The organism is Kribbella sp. NPDC004536, from assembly GCF_042873835.1.
Classification (GTDB): domain Bacteria; phylum Actinomycetota; class Actinomycetes; order Propionibacteriales; family Kribbellaceae; genus Kribbella.
The window spans coordinates 333,847-351,132 of the sequence record NZ_JBIALY010000003.1; the positions used below are offsets into that span (position 1 = coordinate 333,847).

At 69.1% G+C, this 17,286-nt stretch carries 21 protein-coding genes; 11 read left to right on the forward strand and 10 right to left on the reverse strand.

Features of this window, described 5'->3' with window-relative positions; genetic code table 11:
* Positions 1–4: 4 nt before the first annotated feature.
* Together ACFYRU_RS26750 and ACFYRU_RS26755 are read right to left on the reverse strand one after the other, a co-directional pair.
* Positions 5–667, reverse strand: a complete 663-nt coding sequence (locus tag ACFYRU_RS26750) for a hypothetical protein (protein ID WP_387663320.1) — start codon at positions 665–667, stop codon at positions 5–7.
* Positions 668–697: 30 nt separating this feature from the next.
* Entirely contained in the window at positions 698–1,282 is a 585-nt protein-coding gene (locus ACFYRU_RS26755) for a uridine kinase (RefSeq protein ID WP_387663321.1), read from the reverse strand.
* 69 nt (positions 1,283–1,351) lie between these two features.
* Between ACFYRU_RS26755 and ACFYRU_RS26760 the strand changes: the two genes are divergently transcribed.
* Positions 1,352–1,804, forward strand: a complete 453-nt coding sequence (locus ACFYRU_RS26760; protein WP_387663322.1) for a hypothetical protein — start codon at positions 1,352–1,354, stop codon at positions 1,802–1,804.
* Here the strand turns inward: ACFYRU_RS26760 and ACFYRU_RS26765 are convergent.
* Together ACFYRU_RS26765 and ACFYRU_RS26770 are read right to left on the reverse strand one after the other, a co-directional pair.
* The gene (locus tag ACFYRU_RS26765; RefSeq protein ID WP_387663323.1) at positions 1,764–2,549 is read right to left on the reverse strand and encodes a phosphotransferase; all 786 of its coding nucleotides are present in this window, start codon (positions 2,547–2,549) and stop codon (positions 1,764–1,766) included. The genes ACFYRU_RS26760 and ACFYRU_RS26765 overlap by 41 nt on opposite strands.
* Positions 2,550–2,555: 6 nt before the next feature.
* A complete protein-coding gene (locus tag ACFYRU_RS26770; RefSeq protein ID WP_387663324.1) occupies positions 2,556–3,503 on the reverse strand; it encodes a sugar-binding transcriptional regulator in 948 nt (315 codons plus the stop codon).
* A gap of 140 nt (positions 3,504–3,643) precedes the next feature.
* On the opposite strand from ACFYRU_RS26770, the gene ACFYRU_RS26775 reads away from it, so the two are divergent.
* From ACFYRU_RS26775 to xylB, 5 genes are all read left to right on the forward strand, one after another.
* Positions 3,644–5,008: an ABC transporter substrate-binding protein gene (locus tag ACFYRU_RS26775; protein WP_387663325.1), complete on the forward strand. Its 1,365-nt coding sequence runs from the start codon at positions 3,644–3,646 to the stop codon at positions 5,006–5,008.
* An 87-nt stretch (positions 5,009–5,095) separates the two neighbouring features.
* Positions 5,096–6,049 (forward strand): carbohydrate ABC transporter permease, encoded by a 954-nt coding sequence (locus tag ACFYRU_RS26780; RefSeq protein ID WP_387663326.1) that lies wholly within the window; start codon positions 5,096–5,098, stop codon positions 6,047–6,049.
* On the forward strand, positions 6,046–6,891 hold the full coding sequence (locus ACFYRU_RS26785; protein ID WP_387663327.1) for a carbohydrate ABC transporter permease: 846 nt from the start codon (positions 6,046–6,048) through the stop codon (positions 6,889–6,891). Before ACFYRU_RS26780 ends, ACFYRU_RS26785 begins: the two co-directional genes overlap by 4 nt.
* A complete protein-coding gene (locus tag ACFYRU_RS26790; protein WP_387663328.1) occupies positions 6,888–8,363 on the forward strand; it encodes a mannitol dehydrogenase family protein in 1,476 nt (491 codons plus the stop codon). The genes ACFYRU_RS26785 and ACFYRU_RS26790 overlap by 4 nt, the downstream gene beginning before the upstream one ends.
* Positions 8,356–9,777 (forward strand): xylulokinase, encoded by a 1,422-nt coding sequence (xylB, locus tag ACFYRU_RS26795; protein WP_387663329.1) that lies wholly within the window; start codon positions 8,356–8,358, stop codon positions 9,775–9,777. Before ACFYRU_RS26790 ends, xylB begins: the two co-directional genes overlap by 8 nt.
* 5 nt (positions 9,778–9,782) lie before the next feature.
* On the opposite strand, the gene ACFYRU_RS26800 is transcribed toward xylB, so the two are convergent.
* Positions 9,783–10,217 (reverse strand): MarR family winged helix-turn-helix transcriptional regulator, encoded by a 435-nt coding sequence (locus tag ACFYRU_RS26800; RefSeq protein ID WP_387663330.1) that lies wholly within the window; start codon positions 10,215–10,217, stop codon positions 9,783–9,785.
* Complete coding sequence (locus ACFYRU_RS26805) at positions 10,214–10,636, reverse strand: SRPBCC family protein (RefSeq protein WP_387663331.1); 423 nt, start codon at positions 10,634–10,636, stop codon at positions 10,214–10,216. The genes ACFYRU_RS26800 and ACFYRU_RS26805 overlap by 4 nt, the downstream gene beginning before the upstream one ends.
* A 132-nt stretch (positions 10,637–10,768) precedes the next feature.
* Here ACFYRU_RS26805 and ACFYRU_RS26810 point away from each other — a divergent pair, with 132 nt between their 5' ends.
* Positions 10,769–11,266: a YkvA family protein gene (locus ACFYRU_RS26810; RefSeq protein ID WP_387663332.1), complete on the forward strand. Its 498-nt coding sequence runs from the start codon at positions 10,769–10,771 to the stop codon at positions 11,264–11,266.
* Here ACFYRU_RS26810 and ACFYRU_RS26815 read toward each other — a convergent pair.
* Positions 11,250–11,507: a hypothetical protein gene (locus ACFYRU_RS26815; RefSeq protein WP_387663333.1), complete on the reverse strand. Its 258-nt coding sequence runs from the start codon at positions 11,505–11,507 to the stop codon at positions 11,250–11,252. The two genes, ACFYRU_RS26810 and ACFYRU_RS26815, sit on opposite strands and share 17 nt — an antisense overlap.
* On the reverse strand, positions 11,504–12,247 hold the full coding sequence (locus ACFYRU_RS26820; RefSeq protein WP_387663334.1) for a sulfite exporter TauE/SafE family protein: 744 nt from the start codon (positions 12,245–12,247) through the stop codon (positions 11,504–11,506). The genes ACFYRU_RS26815 and ACFYRU_RS26820 overlap by 4 nt, the downstream gene beginning before the upstream one ends.
* An 82-nt stretch (positions 12,248–12,329) precedes the next feature.
* Between ACFYRU_RS26820 and ACFYRU_RS26825 the strand changes: the two genes are divergently transcribed.
* Entirely contained in the window at positions 12,330–13,202 is an 873-nt protein-coding gene (locus ACFYRU_RS26825; protein ID WP_387663335.1) for a LysR family transcriptional regulator, read from the forward strand.
* Here ACFYRU_RS26825 and ACFYRU_RS26830 read toward each other — a convergent pair.
* Positions 13,195–13,890, reverse strand: coding sequence for a TetR/AcrR family transcriptional regulator C-terminal domain-containing protein (locus ACFYRU_RS26830; RefSeq protein ID WP_387663336.1), 696 nt, complete (start codon positions 13,888–13,890; stop codon positions 13,195–13,197). The two genes, ACFYRU_RS26825 and ACFYRU_RS26830, sit on opposite strands and share 8 nt — an antisense overlap.
* A 74-nt stretch (positions 13,891–13,964) precedes the next feature.
* Here ACFYRU_RS26830 and ACFYRU_RS26835 point away from each other — a divergent pair, with 74 nt between their 5' ends.
* Positions 13,965–15,038 (forward strand): FAD-dependent oxidoreductase, encoded by a 1,074-nt coding sequence (locus ACFYRU_RS26835; protein ID WP_387663337.1) that lies wholly within the window; start codon positions 13,965–13,967, stop codon positions 15,036–15,038.
* A 9-nt stretch (positions 15,039–15,047) separates the two neighbouring features.
* On the forward strand, positions 15,048–15,407 hold the full coding sequence (locus tag ACFYRU_RS26840; RefSeq protein ID WP_387663338.1) for a hypothetical protein: 360 nt from the start codon (positions 15,048–15,050) through the stop codon (positions 15,405–15,407).
* A 282-nt stretch (positions 15,408–15,689) separates the two neighbouring features.
* Here the strand turns inward: ACFYRU_RS26840 and ACFYRU_RS26845 are convergent, their stop codons facing one another.
* Entirely contained in the window at positions 15,690–16,229 is a 540-nt protein-coding gene (locus ACFYRU_RS26845) for an RNA polymerase sigma factor (protein WP_141858470.1), read from the reverse strand.
* Between the two features lie 41 nt (positions 16,230–16,270).
* Here ACFYRU_RS26845 and ACFYRU_RS26850 point away from each other — a divergent pair, with 41 nt between their 5' ends.
* The gene (locus tag ACFYRU_RS26850; protein ID WP_387663339.1) at positions 16,271–17,281 is read left to right on the forward strand and encodes a serine/threonine-protein kinase; all 1,011 of its coding nucleotides are present in this window, start codon (positions 16,271–16,273) and stop codon (positions 17,279–17,281) included.
* Positions 17,282–17,286: the final 5 nt, after the last annotated feature.

Here is a 17,286-nt window from a genome sequence, read left to right on the forward strand (position 1 = left end):
TCGGCTAGTTGGCGGTCGCGGTCAGCCGGGTGCGCTGTTCCTTGGCCAGGGCGGTGATGAGGGTTGCGTCGGGGGTGAGCGTCGTGCCCACCGATGCGGCCTCGCGGACGGAGAGTTCTACGACTACCGGGCCGATCGCGAGGCTGGCTTCGGCTGTGGCCACAGATTGGTCGGTGCTGCCGTCGTATTCGACCCGGGCGTCGGCGAGGGCGCCCGGGAGGTTGAACGGGTTGCTGTGGTCGTCCTGGGTCCACAGGCCGTTCTGGAGGGTTTGAGCCTTCGCGGCCGAACCGACCTTGAAGAGTTGAATGGTGAAGCGCTTCTTCTTGTCGGGGCTCAGGCGGGTGGCCCGGTAGCCCTCGACGAAGCTCGCGTTCAGCAGGAGGGCGCGGTCCAAAGCAGGGTCGGCGGACCAGGTATTCAGGTACGACGTCGCGGTGAAAGGTCCGGTGCCGTTGCGGGTGTCGGCGACGTACCCGCGGGGGAGCGCGACCAGCGCGGCGAGGGTGCTCTTCGGCGACTTGTCCGCCGTACCGTTGAGTTCTGAGTGCTTCGCGGCCGGGTTCTGGGCAGCACTCGCCGAGCTACCGTCCTCGTTCCCGCAGGCGGTAACAGCCAGCAGCAGCCCGGTTACCAGAACGGCAACGCCTGCAGCATTCCGCTTCACGGGACAGATACCAACAGAAGTTGGTTAACTTCAGGCTAACAATCTCTCGATCCGGGCACGGGCGGCCTTTGGATGCAGGGGTTCGCAGCCGGCGGCGACACATCGTTGGACGACCTGCGGATCGTCACGGAGCAGCAGCAGGCCGCGCCGGAGCAGTGTCAGCGGGGGTTTGCGGTGCTCACGGAGGTCCCGCTGGAAGCGCCGCGCGAACGTGACGACCCGATGGTGGTACACGCAGATCGCGACCGCCAGCAGGTCGCTGTCCCGCAGCGCGCCGGCGATCTGGTCCGCGAAGATGCCCTCGGCAACGATCAGCGGAGACCCGCCGGTACTGACCGGCCGGTGCCCGACGGTGCCGTCGGCGGCGATGTCGTAGATCGGCAGGTCCGCGGACCCGGTCGTACACAACTGCTCCAGCGCCGCGACCGCGCGTTCGCCGTCCCAGGATCGCGGGTCGTCCCAATCGACGATGCCGAGCGGCGACCGCGGCATCGCCTCGTCGTCGCCGGCGCGGTAGAAGTCGTCCAGCCGTACGACGGGCAACCCGACCTGCTCCGCCAGCCGCGACTTCCCCGCTCCCGAAGGTCCCGCCAGCAGCACCACCCGTGAACGCACCGGCACATTCTCTTCCACTTCCTGCAGTAACAGCCAATCCGGCCCGGCCGATAACCAGGTGTGCCGAAGATGAAGCTGGGGGCCGTGGTCTACGGGCTGGCCGCGATTGGTTGGATCGTCTCTGCCGGGGCTGTCTACCTGGGCTACGGTTCCTACGCCGCTGCCGACCGGTGGTACCAGCTTGCGATCTCCGCATTGCTGTTGCTCACCGGAGTGCTGTTCGGCATCGGCGCGGTCACCCGGCGCGGGCTGGCGTCCGACGACGGGCCGCGAATCTGCCGCCAGGGGTGGATCCTGGTGATTGCCCTGGTAGGTGCTGGGCTCGTGGTGTGGTTCCTGGGTGACTCGGACTGGGGAGCGCCGTTTTCCACGGCTTCGGCGGTGTTCATCCCGCATTGGATCCGGCGTTTGCGGGAGAAGTATCAGGAAGGGCGGGTCGAGGCCGAGGTCGAGGCGGTTCGGCGGCGGAATGCGGCGGGGGTCAAAGGAGAGCCTGGTGAAGGGCCTCGTGGTGGGTCCTGAACCAGGTGTTGGTTCGGTCGGTGAGTTCGGCTTCGCCGGTGGTCCAGCGTTGGTGGAACCAGGGATGGCCCGTCTCGGCACCCCGGCGTACGTAGTCCATGCACCAGACGTGGTTGTCCGCAGCCGCGTCCACCAGGCGCGCGCGGTCCGCCTCGGTCAGCCCGTACGTGTCCGCGAACCGGCGCAACCGCCCCAGCGACCGGCCACGTCGTACGTCGTGCACGTCCGCCTCCGGCCGTAACGGCGCCCACAACCGCACCGCCGTCGCCACGTCCCACAACGCCGAACCAGGACCCGCAAGGTCGAAGTCGATCAGCGCGACCGCGACCCCGTCCCGGAACACCACGTTGTCGAGGTTCGGGTCGTTGTGGCTGATCAGCCCGGTCACGTACGACGAAGGCACCGGCTCGGCCCACTCCAGCCCGACGGGCCGGAAGTCCGCCACCGCCTGGTGGTACTCGCGCAACAGCACCGCCACACTGTCGAGCGCCTCGTCCGTCATCGACCAGGAAGGGTACGGCGGCGTGACGGTCTCCCCAGGGAGGTACGAGAGCACTTCCCGCCCCCGCGAGTCGACACCGAGGAACGCCGGCGCCCCCTTGAATCCCACGCTTTCCAGGTGTTGCAGCAGCGCATGCGTAGCCGTACCACTGGCGCGCAGCGGCCGCCGGACGGTATCCCCGACCCGCACCACCAACCCGCGGTTCGCCGTACCTCCGACCAACTCGACCTCAGCAGCAGGCATCGCGGGTCAGTTTGTCTCGTCCAGCAGCGCTTTCGCCAGGGGTGCGTGGGTAACGATCGCGTTCACCAGGCCGCTGCGAACGGCGGCGCGGACCGCGTCGACCTTGGCGAGGCCGTACGGGATCGCGATCACCTCGTCGATCTTGTTCATCTGCTCGGCGTTGATCGCGATCACCCGGTCGGTCACCCGGCTCTGTACCGGCGCGCCGTCGGCGTCCACGAACACGCCCGAGATGTCGGCCACCACGCCTTGCCGAAGCAACTGTTCGCAGGCGTTCGCGTCCATCGCGTCGTACAGCGTCGACTGCCCGCTCGCCCACGACCCGAGCCCGACGACCGCCTTGGACACCGAGTCGAAGTGGCTGATCGCCTCGGCCACCTCGGGCTGCTGCCGCAACGCCCGCGCGGTCGCGGCGTCCGGTACGACGAGTGGCGCGTAGAACAGGTACGCCGGACCGCCCGACAGACGTGCGGTGTGCCGTACGAGCTCGACCGAGTTCGCCTCGACGTCGGGCCGGGTCAGCGCACCGGTCAGCTGTACGACGGGCACGGGCGCGAGCGACGTGAGCTGCTCGGTCATCGCGGTGACGGCTCGCGCCCACGCCAGCCCGAGTACGTCCTCGGGCGTGACGATCTCGGTCAGCAGGTCCGCGGCCGCCTTCCCGAGCTGCGTACGAAGCGCTGCCTCGTCCTCCTCAGGCGTGTCGACGACGATCGCCCGGCGCAGACCGAGCCCCTCCTGCAGACGCGCGGACAGGTCGATGTCGATCGCACCCGGATGGCTGATCTCGATCCGTACCAACCCGCTGCTCCGCGCCTGGTCGAGCAGCCGCGCGACCTTGAACCGGCTGAGCTGGAACTCGTCGGCGATCTCCACCTTCGACCGTCCGTCGACGTAGTACCGGCGCGCGATCGACGCCGTCAGCACCAGCTGCGCCGGCCCGAAGGACTCCATCCCAAAACCCTCCACGATCCCCTGGCCGCTCATATGAGCACCACCGAACCCAAGTGTTGCACAGACCCTTGACAGGTCAAGCCCCCTACCGGTCTACTCATGGTGTGAGCGGAGGTGTGCTCAAATGAGCGGAGGCAGCTGTGCTGGGTAGGCGCAAACGCATCGGAGCGGTCGGGGTCGCAGTCCTGGTGAGTGCGGTCAGCGGCTGTGCAGGCTGGGGAGGCGGAGCCGGCGGTGGCGGTTCCGACAGCATCAACGTGCTGATGGTGAACAACCCACAGATGGTCGATCTGCAGAAGCTGACCGCGGCCAACTTCACCAAGCAGACCGGTATCAAGGTGAACTTCACCGTGCTGCCGGAGAACGACGTCCGGGACAAGATCAGCCAGGAGTTCTCCAGCCAGGCCGGTCAGTACGACGTCGCGTCGGTGAGCAACTTCGAGATCCCGATCTACGCGAAGTCCAAGTGGATCGCGCCGCTGTCGGACTACATCGCGAAGGATCCCTCGTTCGACCAGGACGACATCCTGAAGCCGATGACCCAGTCGATGACCGCGGACGACGGCAAGATCTACGGCGAACCGTTCTACGGTGAGTCGTCGTTCCTGATGTACCGCAAGGACGTGCTGGCGTCCAAGGGCATCGAGATGCCGGCCAAACCGACCTGGCAGCAGGTCGCCGACATCGCCGCGAAGGTGGACAACGCGCAGCCGGGGATGCGTGGCATCTGCCTGCGCGGCCAGCCTGGCTGGGGCCAGCTGTTCGCGCCGCTCACCACGGTCGTGAACACGTTCGGCGGCACCTGGTTCACCAAGGACTGGCAGCCGCAGGTGAACGCGCCGGAGTTCACCGAGGCGACCAAGTTCTACGTCGACCTGGTCCGCGCGCACGGTGAGGCGGGCGCGCCGCAGGCCGGTTTCACCGAGTGCTTGAACAACACCATCCAGGGCAACGTCGCGATGTGGTACGACGCGACGTCGGCGGCCGGTTCGCTCGAGGCGCCGAACTCGCCGGTGAAGGGCAAGATGGGCTACGCGCCGGCACCGGTCGTGAAGACCGACAGCTCCGGCTGGCTGTACGCCTGGGCCTGGGGTATCCAGGAAGCCTCGAAGAAGAAGGACAACGCCTGGAAGTTCATCTCCTGGGCCTCCGGCAAGGACTACGAGAACCTGGTCGGCCAGAAGGTTGGCTGGTCCAACGTTCCGGCCGGCAAGCGGGCGTCGACGTACGAGAACCCGCAGTACCTGAAGGAAGCCGAGGCATTCGCGGAACCGACCAAGAACGCGATCGAGAACGCGGACCCGAACAACCCGGGCACCCAGCCGCGGCCGGCGCCGGGGATCCAGTTCGTCGACATCCCGGAGTTCCCGGACCTCGGCACCCAGGTCAGTCAGGACGTGAGCTCGGCGATCGCCGGGAAGACGAGCGTCGACAAGGCGCTGAAACGCGGGCAGGAGCTCGCCGACGACGTCGCCGAGCGGTACCGCTCGCGGCTGGCGAAGTGAGGGGCGTAATGAACGAGCGAAGCGAGTTCATCATCAAGCACAGCGTACTCGTGCCTCATCGGCGCCCGGAGCGAAGCGAGGACGTCGATGAGTACTGAAACCGAGGCACGACCCGGTCGTCATGCGGCGGAGCGCTCGAACTCCGAGGGAACGATGATGCGCAGGGCGGGCGACTGGGCCCGGCGCGGACCGTTGCTGCCGGCCCTGATCTTCATGATCATCGTGACCCAGCTGCCGTTCGTGGTGACGATCGTCGTGTCGTTCATGGACTGGAACGCGTACTACCCCGACGAGCGCGGGTTCGCCGGGTTCGCGAACTTCCGCCGGGTGCTGACCGACGCGAACACCCGGCACGCGATCTGGGTGACGATCCTGCTGACCGCGGGTGTGGTGCTGATCAGCCTGGTCCTCGGGTTGCTGATCGCGCTGCTGCTGGACCGGAAGTTCCGCGGCCGCGGTGCCGTCCGGACGATGATGATCACGCCGTTCCTGGTGGTACCGGTCGCGGCGGCGCTGCTGTGGAAGCACGCGCTGTACAACCCGACGTACGGCCTGTTCAACGGCGTGCTGAAGTGGATCTTCGGTGCCAACGCGCCGCAGCCGGACTGGATCAGCAACCAGCCGTTGTGGTCGATCATCTTCGCCCTGGTGTGGCAGTGGACGCCGTTCATGATGCTGATCCTGCTGGCCGGACTGCAGAGCCGTCCGCTGGACGTGATCGAGGCGGCCGGCATCGACGGCGCGAACCAGTGGGAGATCTTCCGCTACATGACGCTCCCGCACCTGCGGCAGTACCTGGAACTGTCCGCGCTGCTCGGGTCGATCTACGTCGTCCAGAACTTCGACGCGGTCTTCACGATCACCTCCGGCGGCCTCGGTACGGCGAACCTCCCGTACACGATCTACCAGACGTTCTACACCGCGCACGACTACGGGCGGGCGTCCGCAGCCGGCGTGATCGTGGTGATCGGCACGATCGCGATCGCGACCTTCGCGCTGCGCTCGGTGTCGACACTGTTCCGAGAGGAGACCGGGCGATGAGCGGGCAGGTGACAATCGTCAAGGGGCACAACCGCCGCAGTGGTGGGTGGGCTCTGAGCGGGCTGGCGTGGATCGTCGGCATCCTGTTCGTCCTGCCGGTGCTGTGGATGCTGTTGACTTCGTTCCACTCCGAGCCGAACGCGGCGAAGAACCCGCCGGACATCGCCGCGCCGCTGACGCTCGACGGGTACCGGTCGTTCTTCAGTACCGGCCCGTGGCCGTCGATCGCGAACTCGCTGACCGCGAGCATCCTGTCCACCGCGCTGGTCATCCTGCTCGCGTTCCCGGCGGCGTACGCGCTGTCGATCCGGCCGGTTCGCAAGTGGACCGACGTGTTGTTCTTCTTCCTGTCCACGAAGATGCTGCCGGTGGTGGCGGGCCTGCTGCCGATCTACCTGTTCGCGCAGTCGGTCGGGTTCCTGGACAACATCTGGCTGCTGATCATCCTGTACACCTCGATGAACCTGCCGATCGCGGTCTGGATGCTGCGCAGCTTCCTGTCCGAGGTGCCGGTGGAGATCCTCGAGGCGGCCTCGGTCGACGGTGCCTCGTTGACGCGGACGTTGCGGTCCGTCGTCGCTCCGGTCGTCACTCCGGGGATCGCCTCGGCCGCGCTGATCTGCTTCATCTTCAGCTGGAACGAGCTGCTGTTCGCCCGGGTGCTGACCGGCACGGTGGCGCAGACGGCTCCGGTGTTCTTGACTGGGTTCGTGACCAGTCAAGGGTTGTTCCTCGCCAAGGTCTGTGCCGCGTCGATCGTGGTGTCGCTGCCGGTGCTGATCGCCGGGTTCGCCGCACAGGACAAACTCGTCCAGGGTCTGTCGCTGGGGGCGGTCAAGTGAAGTTGTCCACAGCCACGCTCGATTCGCTCCAGATCGTTGCCCCCAGCTACGACCGGACGGCGGTGACACCGGGGATCGTGCACTTCGGGGTCGGTGGGTTCCATCGGGCCCATCAGGCGATGTATCTCGATCGGCTGATGTCGGAGGGCAAGGCGCTCGACTGGGGGATTGTCGGTGTCGGGGTGTTGCCGAATGACCAACGGATGGCGGAGGTGATGGCGGCCCAGGACTGTTTGTACACGTTGGTGATCAAGCATCCGGATGGGCGGTTGGAGCCTCGGGTTGTCGGGTCGATCGTGGACTACCTGTTCGCGCCGGACGATCCGGACGCCGTGCTGGCCCGGATGGTCGACCCGGCGACGCGGATCGTTTCCCTGACGATCACCGAGGGCGGGTACCACGTGAACCAGGTGACGGGGGAGCTCGATGCGTCGGATCCGGCGCTCGCGGCGGATCTCGTACCGGGGGCGACGCCGGGGAGTGCGTTCGGGTTCATCGTCGAGGCGCTGCGCCGGCGGCGGGAGGCCGGCGTACCGCCGTTCACCGTGATGTCCTGCGACAACATCCCGGGCAACGGGCACGTGGCGCGCAAGATGATCTCGGCCTTCGCACGGTTGAAGGATCCGGAGCTGGCCTCGTTCCTGGAGACCGAGGTGCGGTTCCCGAACTGCATGGTCGACCGGATCACGCCGGTCACCACCGACGCCGACCGTGACGCGCTGGCCGCTCGCTTCGGCGTCGAGGACGGCTGGCCGGTGGTGTGCGAGCCGTTCACGCAGTGGGTCCTCGAGGACGACTTCGGCGGCGTGCGCCCGCCGTACGAGGACGTCGGCGTCCAGATCGTCGAGGACGTCGAGCCGTACGAGCTGATGAAGCTGCGGCTGCTGAACGCGTCGCATCAGGCGCTGGCGTACCTCGGGTTCCTGTCCGGGTACCGGTACGCGCACGAGGTCTGCCAGGACAAGCTGTTCGTCGACTTCCTGCTCGGCTACATGGACGACGAGGGGACGCCGACGCTGCCGCCGGTGCCCGGGGTCGACCTCGACCGGTACAAGCACCAGCTGATCGAGCGGTTCGCGAATCCCGAGGTGCGGGACACGCTCGCGCGGCTGTGCGCGGAGAGTTCGGACCGGATCCCGAAGTGGCTGCTGCCGGTGGTGCGGGAGCAGCTCGCGGCCGGACGGGAGATCGGGCGGTCGGTGCTCGTGGTCGCGTCCTGGGCCCGGTACGCCGAGGCCGTCGACGAACAGGGGCAGCCGATCGAGGTGGTCGACCGGTTGCGCGACAAGCTGGTCGAACGCGCGCAGCACAACCGCGAGGACCCGCTGGTGTTCATCTCGGACCCGGACCTGTTCGGGGAGCTCGCCTCCGACGAGCGGTTCGTGACGCCGTACCGGGCCGCGTTGGGATCGCTGCACGAGATCGGCGCCCGCGCGACGCTCGAAGCCCTCTACTCTGGGAGCCATGACTGAGCTGAGGCTGGTCGCCGGGGTGGACTGCTCCACCCAGGCGACCAAAGTTCTGGTGTGCGACGCTGTGACCGGAGAGGTCGTCCGCGAAGGCCGTGCCCCCCATCCCGACGCCACCCAGGTCGATCCGGCCGAGTGGTGGAAGGCGTGGGAGCTGGCCTCCGACGGCATCCTCGACGGCGTCCAGGCGATCGCGGTCGGCGGCCAGCAACACGGCATGGTCCTGCTGGACGAGTCCGGCGAGGTGGTCCACCCGGCCGTCCTCTGGAACGACACCAGCTCGGCCGACGCCACCACCGAGCTAATCACCGAACTAGGCGGCCCCGAAGCCTGGGCCGAAGCCATCGGCTCGGTCCCCGTCCCGTCCTTCACGGTCACCAAGCTGCGCTGGGTGCGTGACAAGGAAGAGGCATCCAGGGCAGCAGCGGTTGTGCTGCCGCATGACTGGATGACGCATCGGCTGGCTGCGGATCGGTCCGGGATCTCCGGCATCACCACCGATCGCGGTGACGCGTCGGGGACGGGGTGGTGGTCGCCGACCACGAACAGCTATCGGACCGACCTGGTCGAACTCGCCTTCGGGCGGCAGTTGGCGTTGCCGCGCGTGGCAGGCCCGGCTGAGATCGTTGGCGAGACCTCCTTCGGCGCGGCGATCGCGGCTGGTACCGGCGACAACGCCGCGGCCGCACTCGGCCTCGACCTGCAGCCCGGCGACGTCGCGGTGTCGTTGGGTACGAGCGGTACGGCGTTCGCTCGTTCGTCCCATCCGACCAAGGACGCGACCGGCCTGGTCGCCGCGTTTGCCGACGCGACCGGGGAGTACCTCCCGCTCGTCTGCACGCTGAACGCGGCCCGGGTGATGTCGGCGACCGCGCAGATGCTCGGCCTGGAGCTCTCCGCCTTCGACGAGGCCGCGATCACCTCGCCCGGCAGCGACGGCCTCGTACTGCTCCCGTTCCTGGACGGCGAACGTACGCCGGACCTCCCGCACTCCACCGGCCTGATCTACGGCCTGACCCGCGCCACGATGCAACCCGCGACGATGGCCCGCGCCGCCGTCGAAGGCCTACTGTGCGGCCTCGCCGACGCCGTGGACGCACTCCGCGACCAGGGCGTCCCCGTCCAACGGGTCCTGCTCCTCGGCGGCGGCGCCCGCGCCCGCTCCGTACAAGCCCTGGCGCCCGCACTCCTGGGCGCCGAGGTCGTCCTCCCGGAGCCGGCCGAGTACGTAGCCCTCGGCGCCGCCCGCCAAGCCGCCTGGGCCCTCTCCGGCGCCCCCACCCCACCCACCTGGAACATCCCCGTGGGCAAACCAGAACCGCCCGTCACCATCGACGCAACCACCATCCGCGCCAACTACGAACAGGTCCTGACGAACACCCGCCCTCTCCTGTCCCAGCCGTACAACGTGGGCTGACGAGGTCAGCCGGACTCCGCGATCCGCCGGAGCGCGGTCCGGAGACCGGCCGGGGCGTCGCCGAACAGTTCCTCGTCGAGCGCCTGCGCGACGGCGATCGCCTTGGCGGCCGCACGGCGCCCCGCCGGTGTGAGCTGCAGCCGGTAGGCGCGGGCGTCGGCGGGATCCGGCGAGCGGCGCAGCAGGCCGTTGTCCTCGAGGTTCTTGACGACCTTCGAGGTCATCATGCGGTCGGCGCCGGCGGTCTGGGCGACCTGCTGCTGGGTCGGTGCACCTTGGGTGTGCTCGACCCAGCCCGTCGACGCCAGCAGCAGGAACTGGGTGGGGGTTAGGCCGACCTCGCGGAGGCGCCGGTCCAGCTCCGCGCGCCATTTGAGTGCGGCGTGGTGGAGCCAGAAGCCGGGCGACGCCAGCGGGCCTTCCGGCTCACCGGCCGTCATCCGGCCGCCGCGGCGCGGGCCTCGAGGGCGGTCCAGGTACGGAAGAAGTCGCGCCGCATCCGCCGCCCGAAGTGGAACCGGAACAGGGGTACGAGCGGACCGGTCACGCGAACCGTACGCGTACAGCGGACCTTCCCGTCGGGCAGTTGCTCGTACTCGTTCGAGCCCCACAACCTGCCACCCGGCAGCGCGCACTCGCTCGCCCACCGGCGCTCCGGCACGACCTCGGTCAACGTGAACGCCGCGCCAGGATTGCCCTTCTGCTTCACCCATCCCGCGGTCCCGACCACGAACTCCCCGTCCAGCCGCGCGACGTCCTCATGCGGATCCCACTCCGGCCACCGCGCCACATCCGTCACCACCCGCCACACCGCCGCCGCCTCGCCGGTGATAACGGTCTCCGCCTTGATCTCGTACATCCCAGCCTCCTGTTGTCGTGACAACAGTAAATGTCGTCACGACAACAGTCAAGGTCGCCGGCGCGAGCGGTGGGGAAAGAAGTCGGCGCTATCTGACCAGTTGTTTCCCGGCCGGGCGCCTACAGTGGGGGAATGGTGTATGTCGGTGGCGTGCTCGGGTTGATCGGGCTCTTGACGTTGCTGTTCCGGGACGGCGACGTTGTCGGGCTGCCGGCCGTCGGCGTGGGGGCCGGGCTGTTGGTGATCGGCGTCGGGGTCGGGGTGCTCGGCGTACTGCGGCGGCGCGCGGTTCGGCGGCGGAAGATTGCCCGTGGTGAGCCGGTGCCGGTCGGGAACGTGTTCGAGCGGGCGCGGGCGTTGCCCGGGCTGCTGCGTGACGTCCGCCGCGGCGCGTACACCGATCTGCCGCGGAACCGGACGTTCCTGTGGCTGCTCGCGCTCGTCTACCTGATCTCGCCGATCGACATCCTGCCCGACCTGCTCCCGATCATTGGTGTCACCGACGACGCGGGCGTTTTCATGTGGCTGCTGACCAGCGTCTCGACCGCTACCGGCCTCTACCTGCGGAAGCAGCGTGAGCAGCTCCCACAGCAACCGCCGACCGGCCGCCGGTCTACCGACGGCGGCTGACCCACTCGGCCACGTCCTCGGCCGCTTCCTCGGGGTGCTCGTACACGAACAGCTGGAGCGGATCCGCGGGGAGTTCGTCCGAGTCGAGTCGGTTGGCCGCGGCAACCAACTGCTGAGCTGCCGCGAACACCCGCGCCGCCTGCTGCCGGGCTTCCGTTGGATCCTCCAACGAGACCACAGCAGCCGCCAGGTCCGCGACCTCGCAAGCCTGGTACGCCACCACCAACCGCGCCGCGTTCATCGGAACGCCCGAACGAAGAACAACCCGGTCATCAGTACGGCGGTGCTCAGCACGAGCCCCCGCAGTACGCCGGCCGGCATCCGCCGCACGACATGCGCCCCGCCGTACCCACCGATGACCGCGCCGGCCAGCATCGCGACGAGCTGCAACGGCTGCGCGAGCACGTCGGCTGCGAACACGAAGATCACCGCCGCCGTCAGGTAGACCGCCGCCACCTGAATCACCCGCAACGCATTGCCGCGGGCCGGATCGAGCGTGGTCGTCGCCGTCCAGAACGCGAGCATCATCAGCCCGACGGCGCCGCCGAAGTACCCGCCGTAAATCGCCAGCAGGAATTGCCCAGCGAGAATCACCGCCGGCCCGGGCCGCCCGAGCCGGAGCGCCGCTGTCAGCCGTTTGCCGAAAGCGAGGACAACGGTTGCGAACGCGAGCAGCCACGGTACGGCCGCGTCGAAGGACGCCGACGGCAGCCACAGCAACAGTCCGGCGCCGATCGCACCGCCGCAGACACTCGCAAGGGTGAGCCGGAGCGGCGACGGCTGGTGGAAGCCTTCGAGTTCCCGTCGGTACACCCAAGCGCTGGTCGCGTTCCCGGGCAGCAGGGCGACCGTCGTGGTCGCGTTCGCGGTCACCGGCGGCATGCCCGTGCCGACGAGAGCGGCGAGTGCCACGAAGCTGCCCCCGCCGCCAACGGCGTTCAGCGCGCCGGCCGCGACACCGGCCAGGAGGATCAGCAGCACCCTTCGAGGATCCGGGTTTCGTGGGTGGTCCACAATGCGCGATCCCCGTAGTCAGCCTCAGGCTGGGACGTAGGCTGATGGGATGCGGTACGACCTCGACGATCTTCGGCTTTTCACTCATGTCGCGGCAGAGGGCTCGATCACCGCCGGCGCGCGGGTGATGCACCTCAGCCTGCCTTCGGCAAGTGCGCGGGTCAGAGCGCTCGAAGCACAGGCAGGCGTACCGCTCCTGGTCCGTGAGCGCCGCGGCGTCCGGCTCACCCCGGCCGGGGCGACGCTGGCCCGGCACGCCCGCGAGGTGCTGGCGGAAACGACCCGCCTGGACAGCGCGGTCGCGTCGTACGCCGTCCCGACCGCGGCGCCGATCCGCCTGGTCGCGGGCGGTGCCGCGATGCACCAGCTCGTACCGCAGGCGCTGGCGACGTTCCTCCGCGATCACCCGGAGTACGACGTGAACGTGAGCGAGCGGCGTACCGTCCGGATGGTCCGGCTGCTCGCGGCCGGTGAGGCGGATCTCGGCGTGATCCTCGACGACGAGCCGACCCAGCTCCGGACCGAACCGCTGGCCGACGACTCGCTCGTCGTGATCGGCCAGGCGGGCGGTACGTTGTCCGGCCGGGAGTCGATCGCGTACGCCGAAGTCGCCGAACATCCACTGGTCGGCCTCGACCGGAACTCCCCGCTCAGCCAGTGGATGGACGATCGCCTCGGTCCGCACGCCCCGGCCCCGCGGTACCGCACGCTCGTACCGACGCTGCACGCGCTGATCACACTCGCCACCGCGGGCGCCGGGCTGGCCGTCGTACCGCGGCGCGCCGTCGACTCGAATGCCGACGTCGACATCTGCCCGCTCCAGGACGCGTGGTCCAGCCGGCGGCACGTGATCTGCTACGCCACCGACGCTCCGCAGGCCGCGTACCTGCTCGCCGACCACCTGCGCGCCGCCGCTAGCTAGGCAGCCGATTCCGGATGCCGTCGATCAGGTAGTCCAGACCGAGGTCGAAGATCTCGGCCGCCGTCCGGTGCCGGGCGTCGTGGACCCATTCCGACAGCGCGGGGTAGTTGCCGGTGGCAAACATCCGGGTCAGGTACGGGCCGGTCGCGCGCTGGAACTCGCGCCGGTCGAGCCCGCTCGCGCGTTCGGCCCGGCGTTCGGTGATCTCCTTGCGGACGGCGCCGACCAGGTAGACGTTCAGCGTTTCGAGCGCGCCGGTCAGCGCGTCCAGGTCGTCGAGGCCGGTGGATCGCAGTGCGCTCAGCGACGCCTCGGTGTGCGCGAGGGTGGCCGGGCCGAAGCGCGGGCGGCTGCCGAGCAGGTCGGCGAACCACTCGTGCCGCAACGCCAGGTCGCGGATTCCTGTCGCGATCGACCGCAGTACGTCCTCCCAGCGGGCACCGGCAGGCGCCGGGAGTTCGCCGTAGACGGCGTCGACCATGAGTTCGAGCAGCTCGTCCTTGGTGTCGACGTACCGGTAGAGGCGCATCGGGCCGGCGTCGAGGGCGGCGGCGACCTTCCGGAGCGAGACCGCCTCCAGGTCGGCGGCGTCGGCGAGCTCGATCGCGGCCCGGACGATGCGCTCGCGGCTCAGCGGGCTCGGACGCCGGCGCTCGGACGGCTCGGGCCGCTCCCAGATCACGGTCACGGTGCTGAACGATACACCGATCCGCTTCGATACAGTGTATTGTCCAATACAGTGTATCGATTGGAGTTGAGTTGATGATCGCGATCATCGGCGGCGGGCCCGGTGGCCTGACGCTCGCGCGGATCCTGCACGTCCACAGCATCGAGTCGGTCGTGTACGAACGCGACGCCGGGCCGGACGCCCGTACGCAGGGCAGCATGCTCGACCTGCACACCGACACCGGTCAGGCCGCTCTACGCGCGGCCGGTCTGGAGCAGGAGTTCCTCGCGGTCGCCCGCCGGGAGGGGCAGGACTTCCGGATGCTCGACCACACCGGCACGTTGCTGCTGCGGGAAGACACCCCGGACGACGCGCCGATGCTGCGGCCGGAGATCGACCGAGCCGATCTGCGGGACCTGCTGCTGGCTTCGCTCCCGGACGGGACTGTCCGCTGGGGGAGTGCGTTCACGCACGCGGACGGGCGGCTGCTGCATTTCGCGGACGGGACCACGGCGCCGTACGACCTGCTCGTCGGCGCGGACGGGGCGAACTCGCGGGTGCGGCCGCTGCTCACCGGCACCGAGCCGTCGTACGAAGGGAAGGTCATCGTCCACAGCTCGATCCGGGACGCCGATCGCCGGCAGCCGGAGCTGGCCGAGATGGTTGGCCGAGGCAACTATTGGGTGTTCGGGCCGGACCGGATGCTCGGCGCGCAACGCAACGGGAACGGTGTGATCCAGGTCAGCATCTCGATGCGTACGGCGGCCGACGTGGATCCGGCCGCGGTCACGGACCTGCCGGGTGAGTGGGCGCCGCAGTTCCGGCGGCTGCTCGACGCGTGCGACGAGCCGTTCGCCGTACGGCCGACGTACCTGTTGCCGATCGGGCTGCAGTGGCCGCGGCGGTCCGGGGTGACGTTGCTCGGGGATGCGGCGCATCTGATGCCGTCGCACGGTGAGGGTGCGAACCAGGCGATGCGGGACGGGTTGGAGCTCGCGGAGGCGATTGCTGCGCATCCGGGTGATTCGGATGCTGCGTTGGAGGAGTACGAGCAGGCGATGTACGCGCGGACGGCCGCGGTTGCGAAGCGGTCGGCCGAGGTGGCCGAGATGATGTCGCCGCCGGATGCGGCGCAGAAGGTTCTGCGGTTCTTCGGGGCGGTCGAATAGGTTGGGGGAGTGGACATTCCGCTGCAGGCGTTCGAAGCCCTTCTGCACAGCCCGAACGTACCGACCGTCTGCCGGGCGCTGAACATGTACCAGGTCGCCGCCGCCTACACCCAGCTGAGCGGCGGCAACCCCCTCGAACCCCTGGCCGCCGACGTCCGCCAGGTCGCCCTGGAAATCCTCTCCCGCCCACCCGCCGACCCCACCGAAGAAATCACCGCCGCCTTCGACCACGTGAGCGCCCTCAACGTCCTAACCACCCTGGCACAACCCGCAGACCTCGCCCTGATCACCACTGTCCTAGAAACCACACAAGACGACCAGGTACGCGCCGTCGCCGCCCTAGCGGCGACGACGGCGCGGAGGGGATAGCAGACCGCACGGAGCGCATGCCGCGGGGGCGCGCCTGCCGCGGCGACGACGGCTCGCCGGGGCTGGTAGTCCGCGCCGGGTGTGGGGGGCGCTGCGCGGCGGGCCGGACACCCACACCATCGCAATCGGTCGGGCGCAGCTCACCCAACGCTCAGCGCGCCGCAGGCGCGCGGATTGTGATGGCCTGGCGCCGCGCTGTCCCGTGGCGCGGGGGCGCGCCCGCGGCGACGACGGCTCGGCGGGTAGCGGACCTGCTGGCGCTGCCCCGCTGCGCGGATGACGTCAGCGCACGGTTAGGCGTTCGGCTACTGCTCTTCTGGCCTGGTGGATTCTGGCTTTTACGGTGCCTAGGGGGACGTCTAGTTCGTCGGCTATTTCGGCGTAGGAGAGGGCGCCGAGGTCGCGGAGGACGAGGGGTTGGACCAGCTGGGGGTGGCTGGATTCGAGGGCTTCCAGGGCTTCCAGCAGGTCGAGGCGGGAGCCGGCGATGACCGAGGTGGTACGGGGGTCGACGGCTTCGGGGAGTACCTCGGCGGACTGCTCGACCGAGCGGCGCTTCAGCGAACGGTAGGTCTGCCGCGCCTGATTGGTGGCGACGATCGTGACCCAGCCGGCGAAGCTGCCGGTGCCCTTGAACGTGTGCACCTTGTTCGCCACCTGGAGCAGGGTGTCCTGGACCGCCTCCTCCGCGTCCTCCCGGTACGGAAGGAACTTGGCCACCCGCCGCTGCACCTGCGGCCGGATCGCCTGCAGAAGTTGTGGAAGCACTGTCTGGTCCCCGGCTGCCGCGCGGGCCGCGAGTTCTTCCAACTCCTCGGTCATGCTCCCCCTTTTGAGCTCGGTTGTGACCGACAATAGCGGGGATGGATGTCATCGGGCGTTACCGGTTACGGGACAAGATCGGCGCGGGCGCGTTCGCGACCGTGTGGCGGGGGTACGACGACGACCTGGACGTCGACGTCGCCGTCAAGGTGCTGGCGGACAACTGGGCGTCGCGCGCCGACGTCCGCGAACGCTTCCTGTCCGAGGCACGGCTGATGCGCCGGATCTCCAGCGACCGGGTGGTGCGCGTCTTCGACCTGGGCAAGCTCGACGACGGCCGGCCGTACTTCGTCATGGACTACGTCGGCGGCGGCACCCTCGGCGACGTACTCCGGCAAGGTCCACTCGACGCCGTGGACGCGCTCTGGTGGGGCGCCGACCTGGCGCGCGCGGTCGCCGCCCTCCACAACGAGGGCGTCGTACACCGCGACGTCACGCCCGCGAACCTGCTGCTGCGCCCAGGCGACGAGGCCGGCGGCGGTACGCACCGGATCGTGCTCGCCGACCTCGGCCTGGCGAAACGCGCGGCCGAGGCCTCCGGACTCACGCAGGCCGTCGGCACACCGTCGTACATGGCGCCCGAGCAGGGCCGCGGTGACGGTGGTTTCGACGAACGCGCCGACATCTACGCGGTCGGCGCGGTCACGTACGCGCTGGTCACCGGCCACCCGCCGTTCTCCGCCGGCTCGATCGGCGACGTACTGAACCGCGACCCCGACCTGCCGCCGCCGAGCCTGCGTTCGGTACTGCACGACACGGTCGGGCAGCTCGACGACGTGTTCGCCCGGGCGCTCGCGTACCGGGTGGCGGACCGCTGGGACCGCGCCGACACCCTGGCCGACCGGCTCGAGGCCGAGGCGTTCCGGCTGGAACGGGAGGCGCCGCTGCGCGCGGCCGAGCGCACCACGATCACCGAGGACGACCTGGACACCACCGTCGCCACGGACCCGCCGGTCCGGCGCAGGCGCAGGCGGCGGGCGTGGTTCCTGCTCGCGCTGCCGGTGGTGTTCGTGGCTGCCGGCGTCAGCGGATGGTTCCTCTTCGGCCGCTGACTGCA

What these genes read in the sequence shown, in the direction of transcription:
- ACFYRU_RS26760 (WP_387663322.1), top strand. Translation starts at nt 1,352, where the DNA reads ATGAAGCTGGGGGCCGTGGTCTACGGGCTGGCCGCGATTGGTTGGATC.
- ACFYRU_RS26765 (WP_387663323.1), bottom strand. Translation starts at nt 2,549, where the DNA reads ATGCCTGCTGCTGAGGTCGAGTTGGTCGGAGGTACGGCGAACCGCGGG.
- ACFYRU_RS26770 (WP_387663324.1), bottom strand. Translation starts at nt 3,503, where the DNA reads ATGGAGTCCTTCGGGCCGGCGCAGCTGGTGCTGACGGCGTCGATCGCG.
- ACFYRU_RS26780 (WP_387663326.1), top strand. Translation starts at nt 5,096, where the DNA reads ATGAGTACTGAAACCGAGGCACGACCCGGTCGTCATGCGGCGGAGCGC.
- ACFYRU_RS26785 (WP_387663327.1), top strand. Translation starts at nt 6,046, where the DNA reads ATGAGCGGGCAGGTGACAATCGTCAAGGGGCACAACCGCCGCAGTGGT.
- xylB (WP_387663329.1), top strand. Translation starts at nt 8,356, where the DNA reads ATGACTGAGCTGAGGCTGGTCGCCGGGGTGGACTGCTCCACCCAGGCG.
- ACFYRU_RS26800 (WP_387663330.1), bottom strand. Translation starts at nt 10,217, where the DNA reads ATGACGGCCGGTGAGCCGGAAGGCCCGCTGGCGTCGCCCGGCTTCTGG.
- ACFYRU_RS26805 (WP_387663331.1), bottom strand. Translation starts at nt 10,636, where the DNA reads ATGTACGAGATCAAGGCGGAGACCGTTATCACCGGCGAGGCGGCGGCG.
- ACFYRU_RS26810 (WP_387663332.1), top strand. Translation starts at nt 10,769, where the DNA reads ATGGTGTATGTCGGTGGCGTGCTCGGGTTGATCGGGCTCTTGACGTTG.
- ACFYRU_RS26815 (WP_387663333.1), bottom strand. Translation starts at nt 11,507, where the DNA reads ATGAACGCGGCGCGGTTGGTGGTGGCGTACCAGGCTTGCGAGGTCGCG.
- ACFYRU_RS26825 (WP_387663335.1), top strand. Translation starts at nt 12,330, where the DNA reads ATGCGGTACGACCTCGACGATCTTCGGCTTTTCACTCATGTCGCGGCA.
- ACFYRU_RS26835 (WP_387663337.1), top strand. Translation starts at nt 13,965, where the DNA reads ATGATCGCGATCATCGGCGGCGGGCCCGGTGGCCTGACGCTCGCGCGG.
- ACFYRU_RS26845 (WP_141858470.1), bottom strand. Translation starts at nt 16,229, where the DNA reads ATGACCGAGGAGTTGGAAGAACTCGCGGCCCGCGCGGCAGCCGGGGAC.
- ACFYRU_RS26850 (WP_387663339.1), top strand. Translation starts at nt 16,271, where the DNA reads ATGGATGTCATCGGGCGTTACCGGTTACGGGACAAGATCGGCGCGGGC.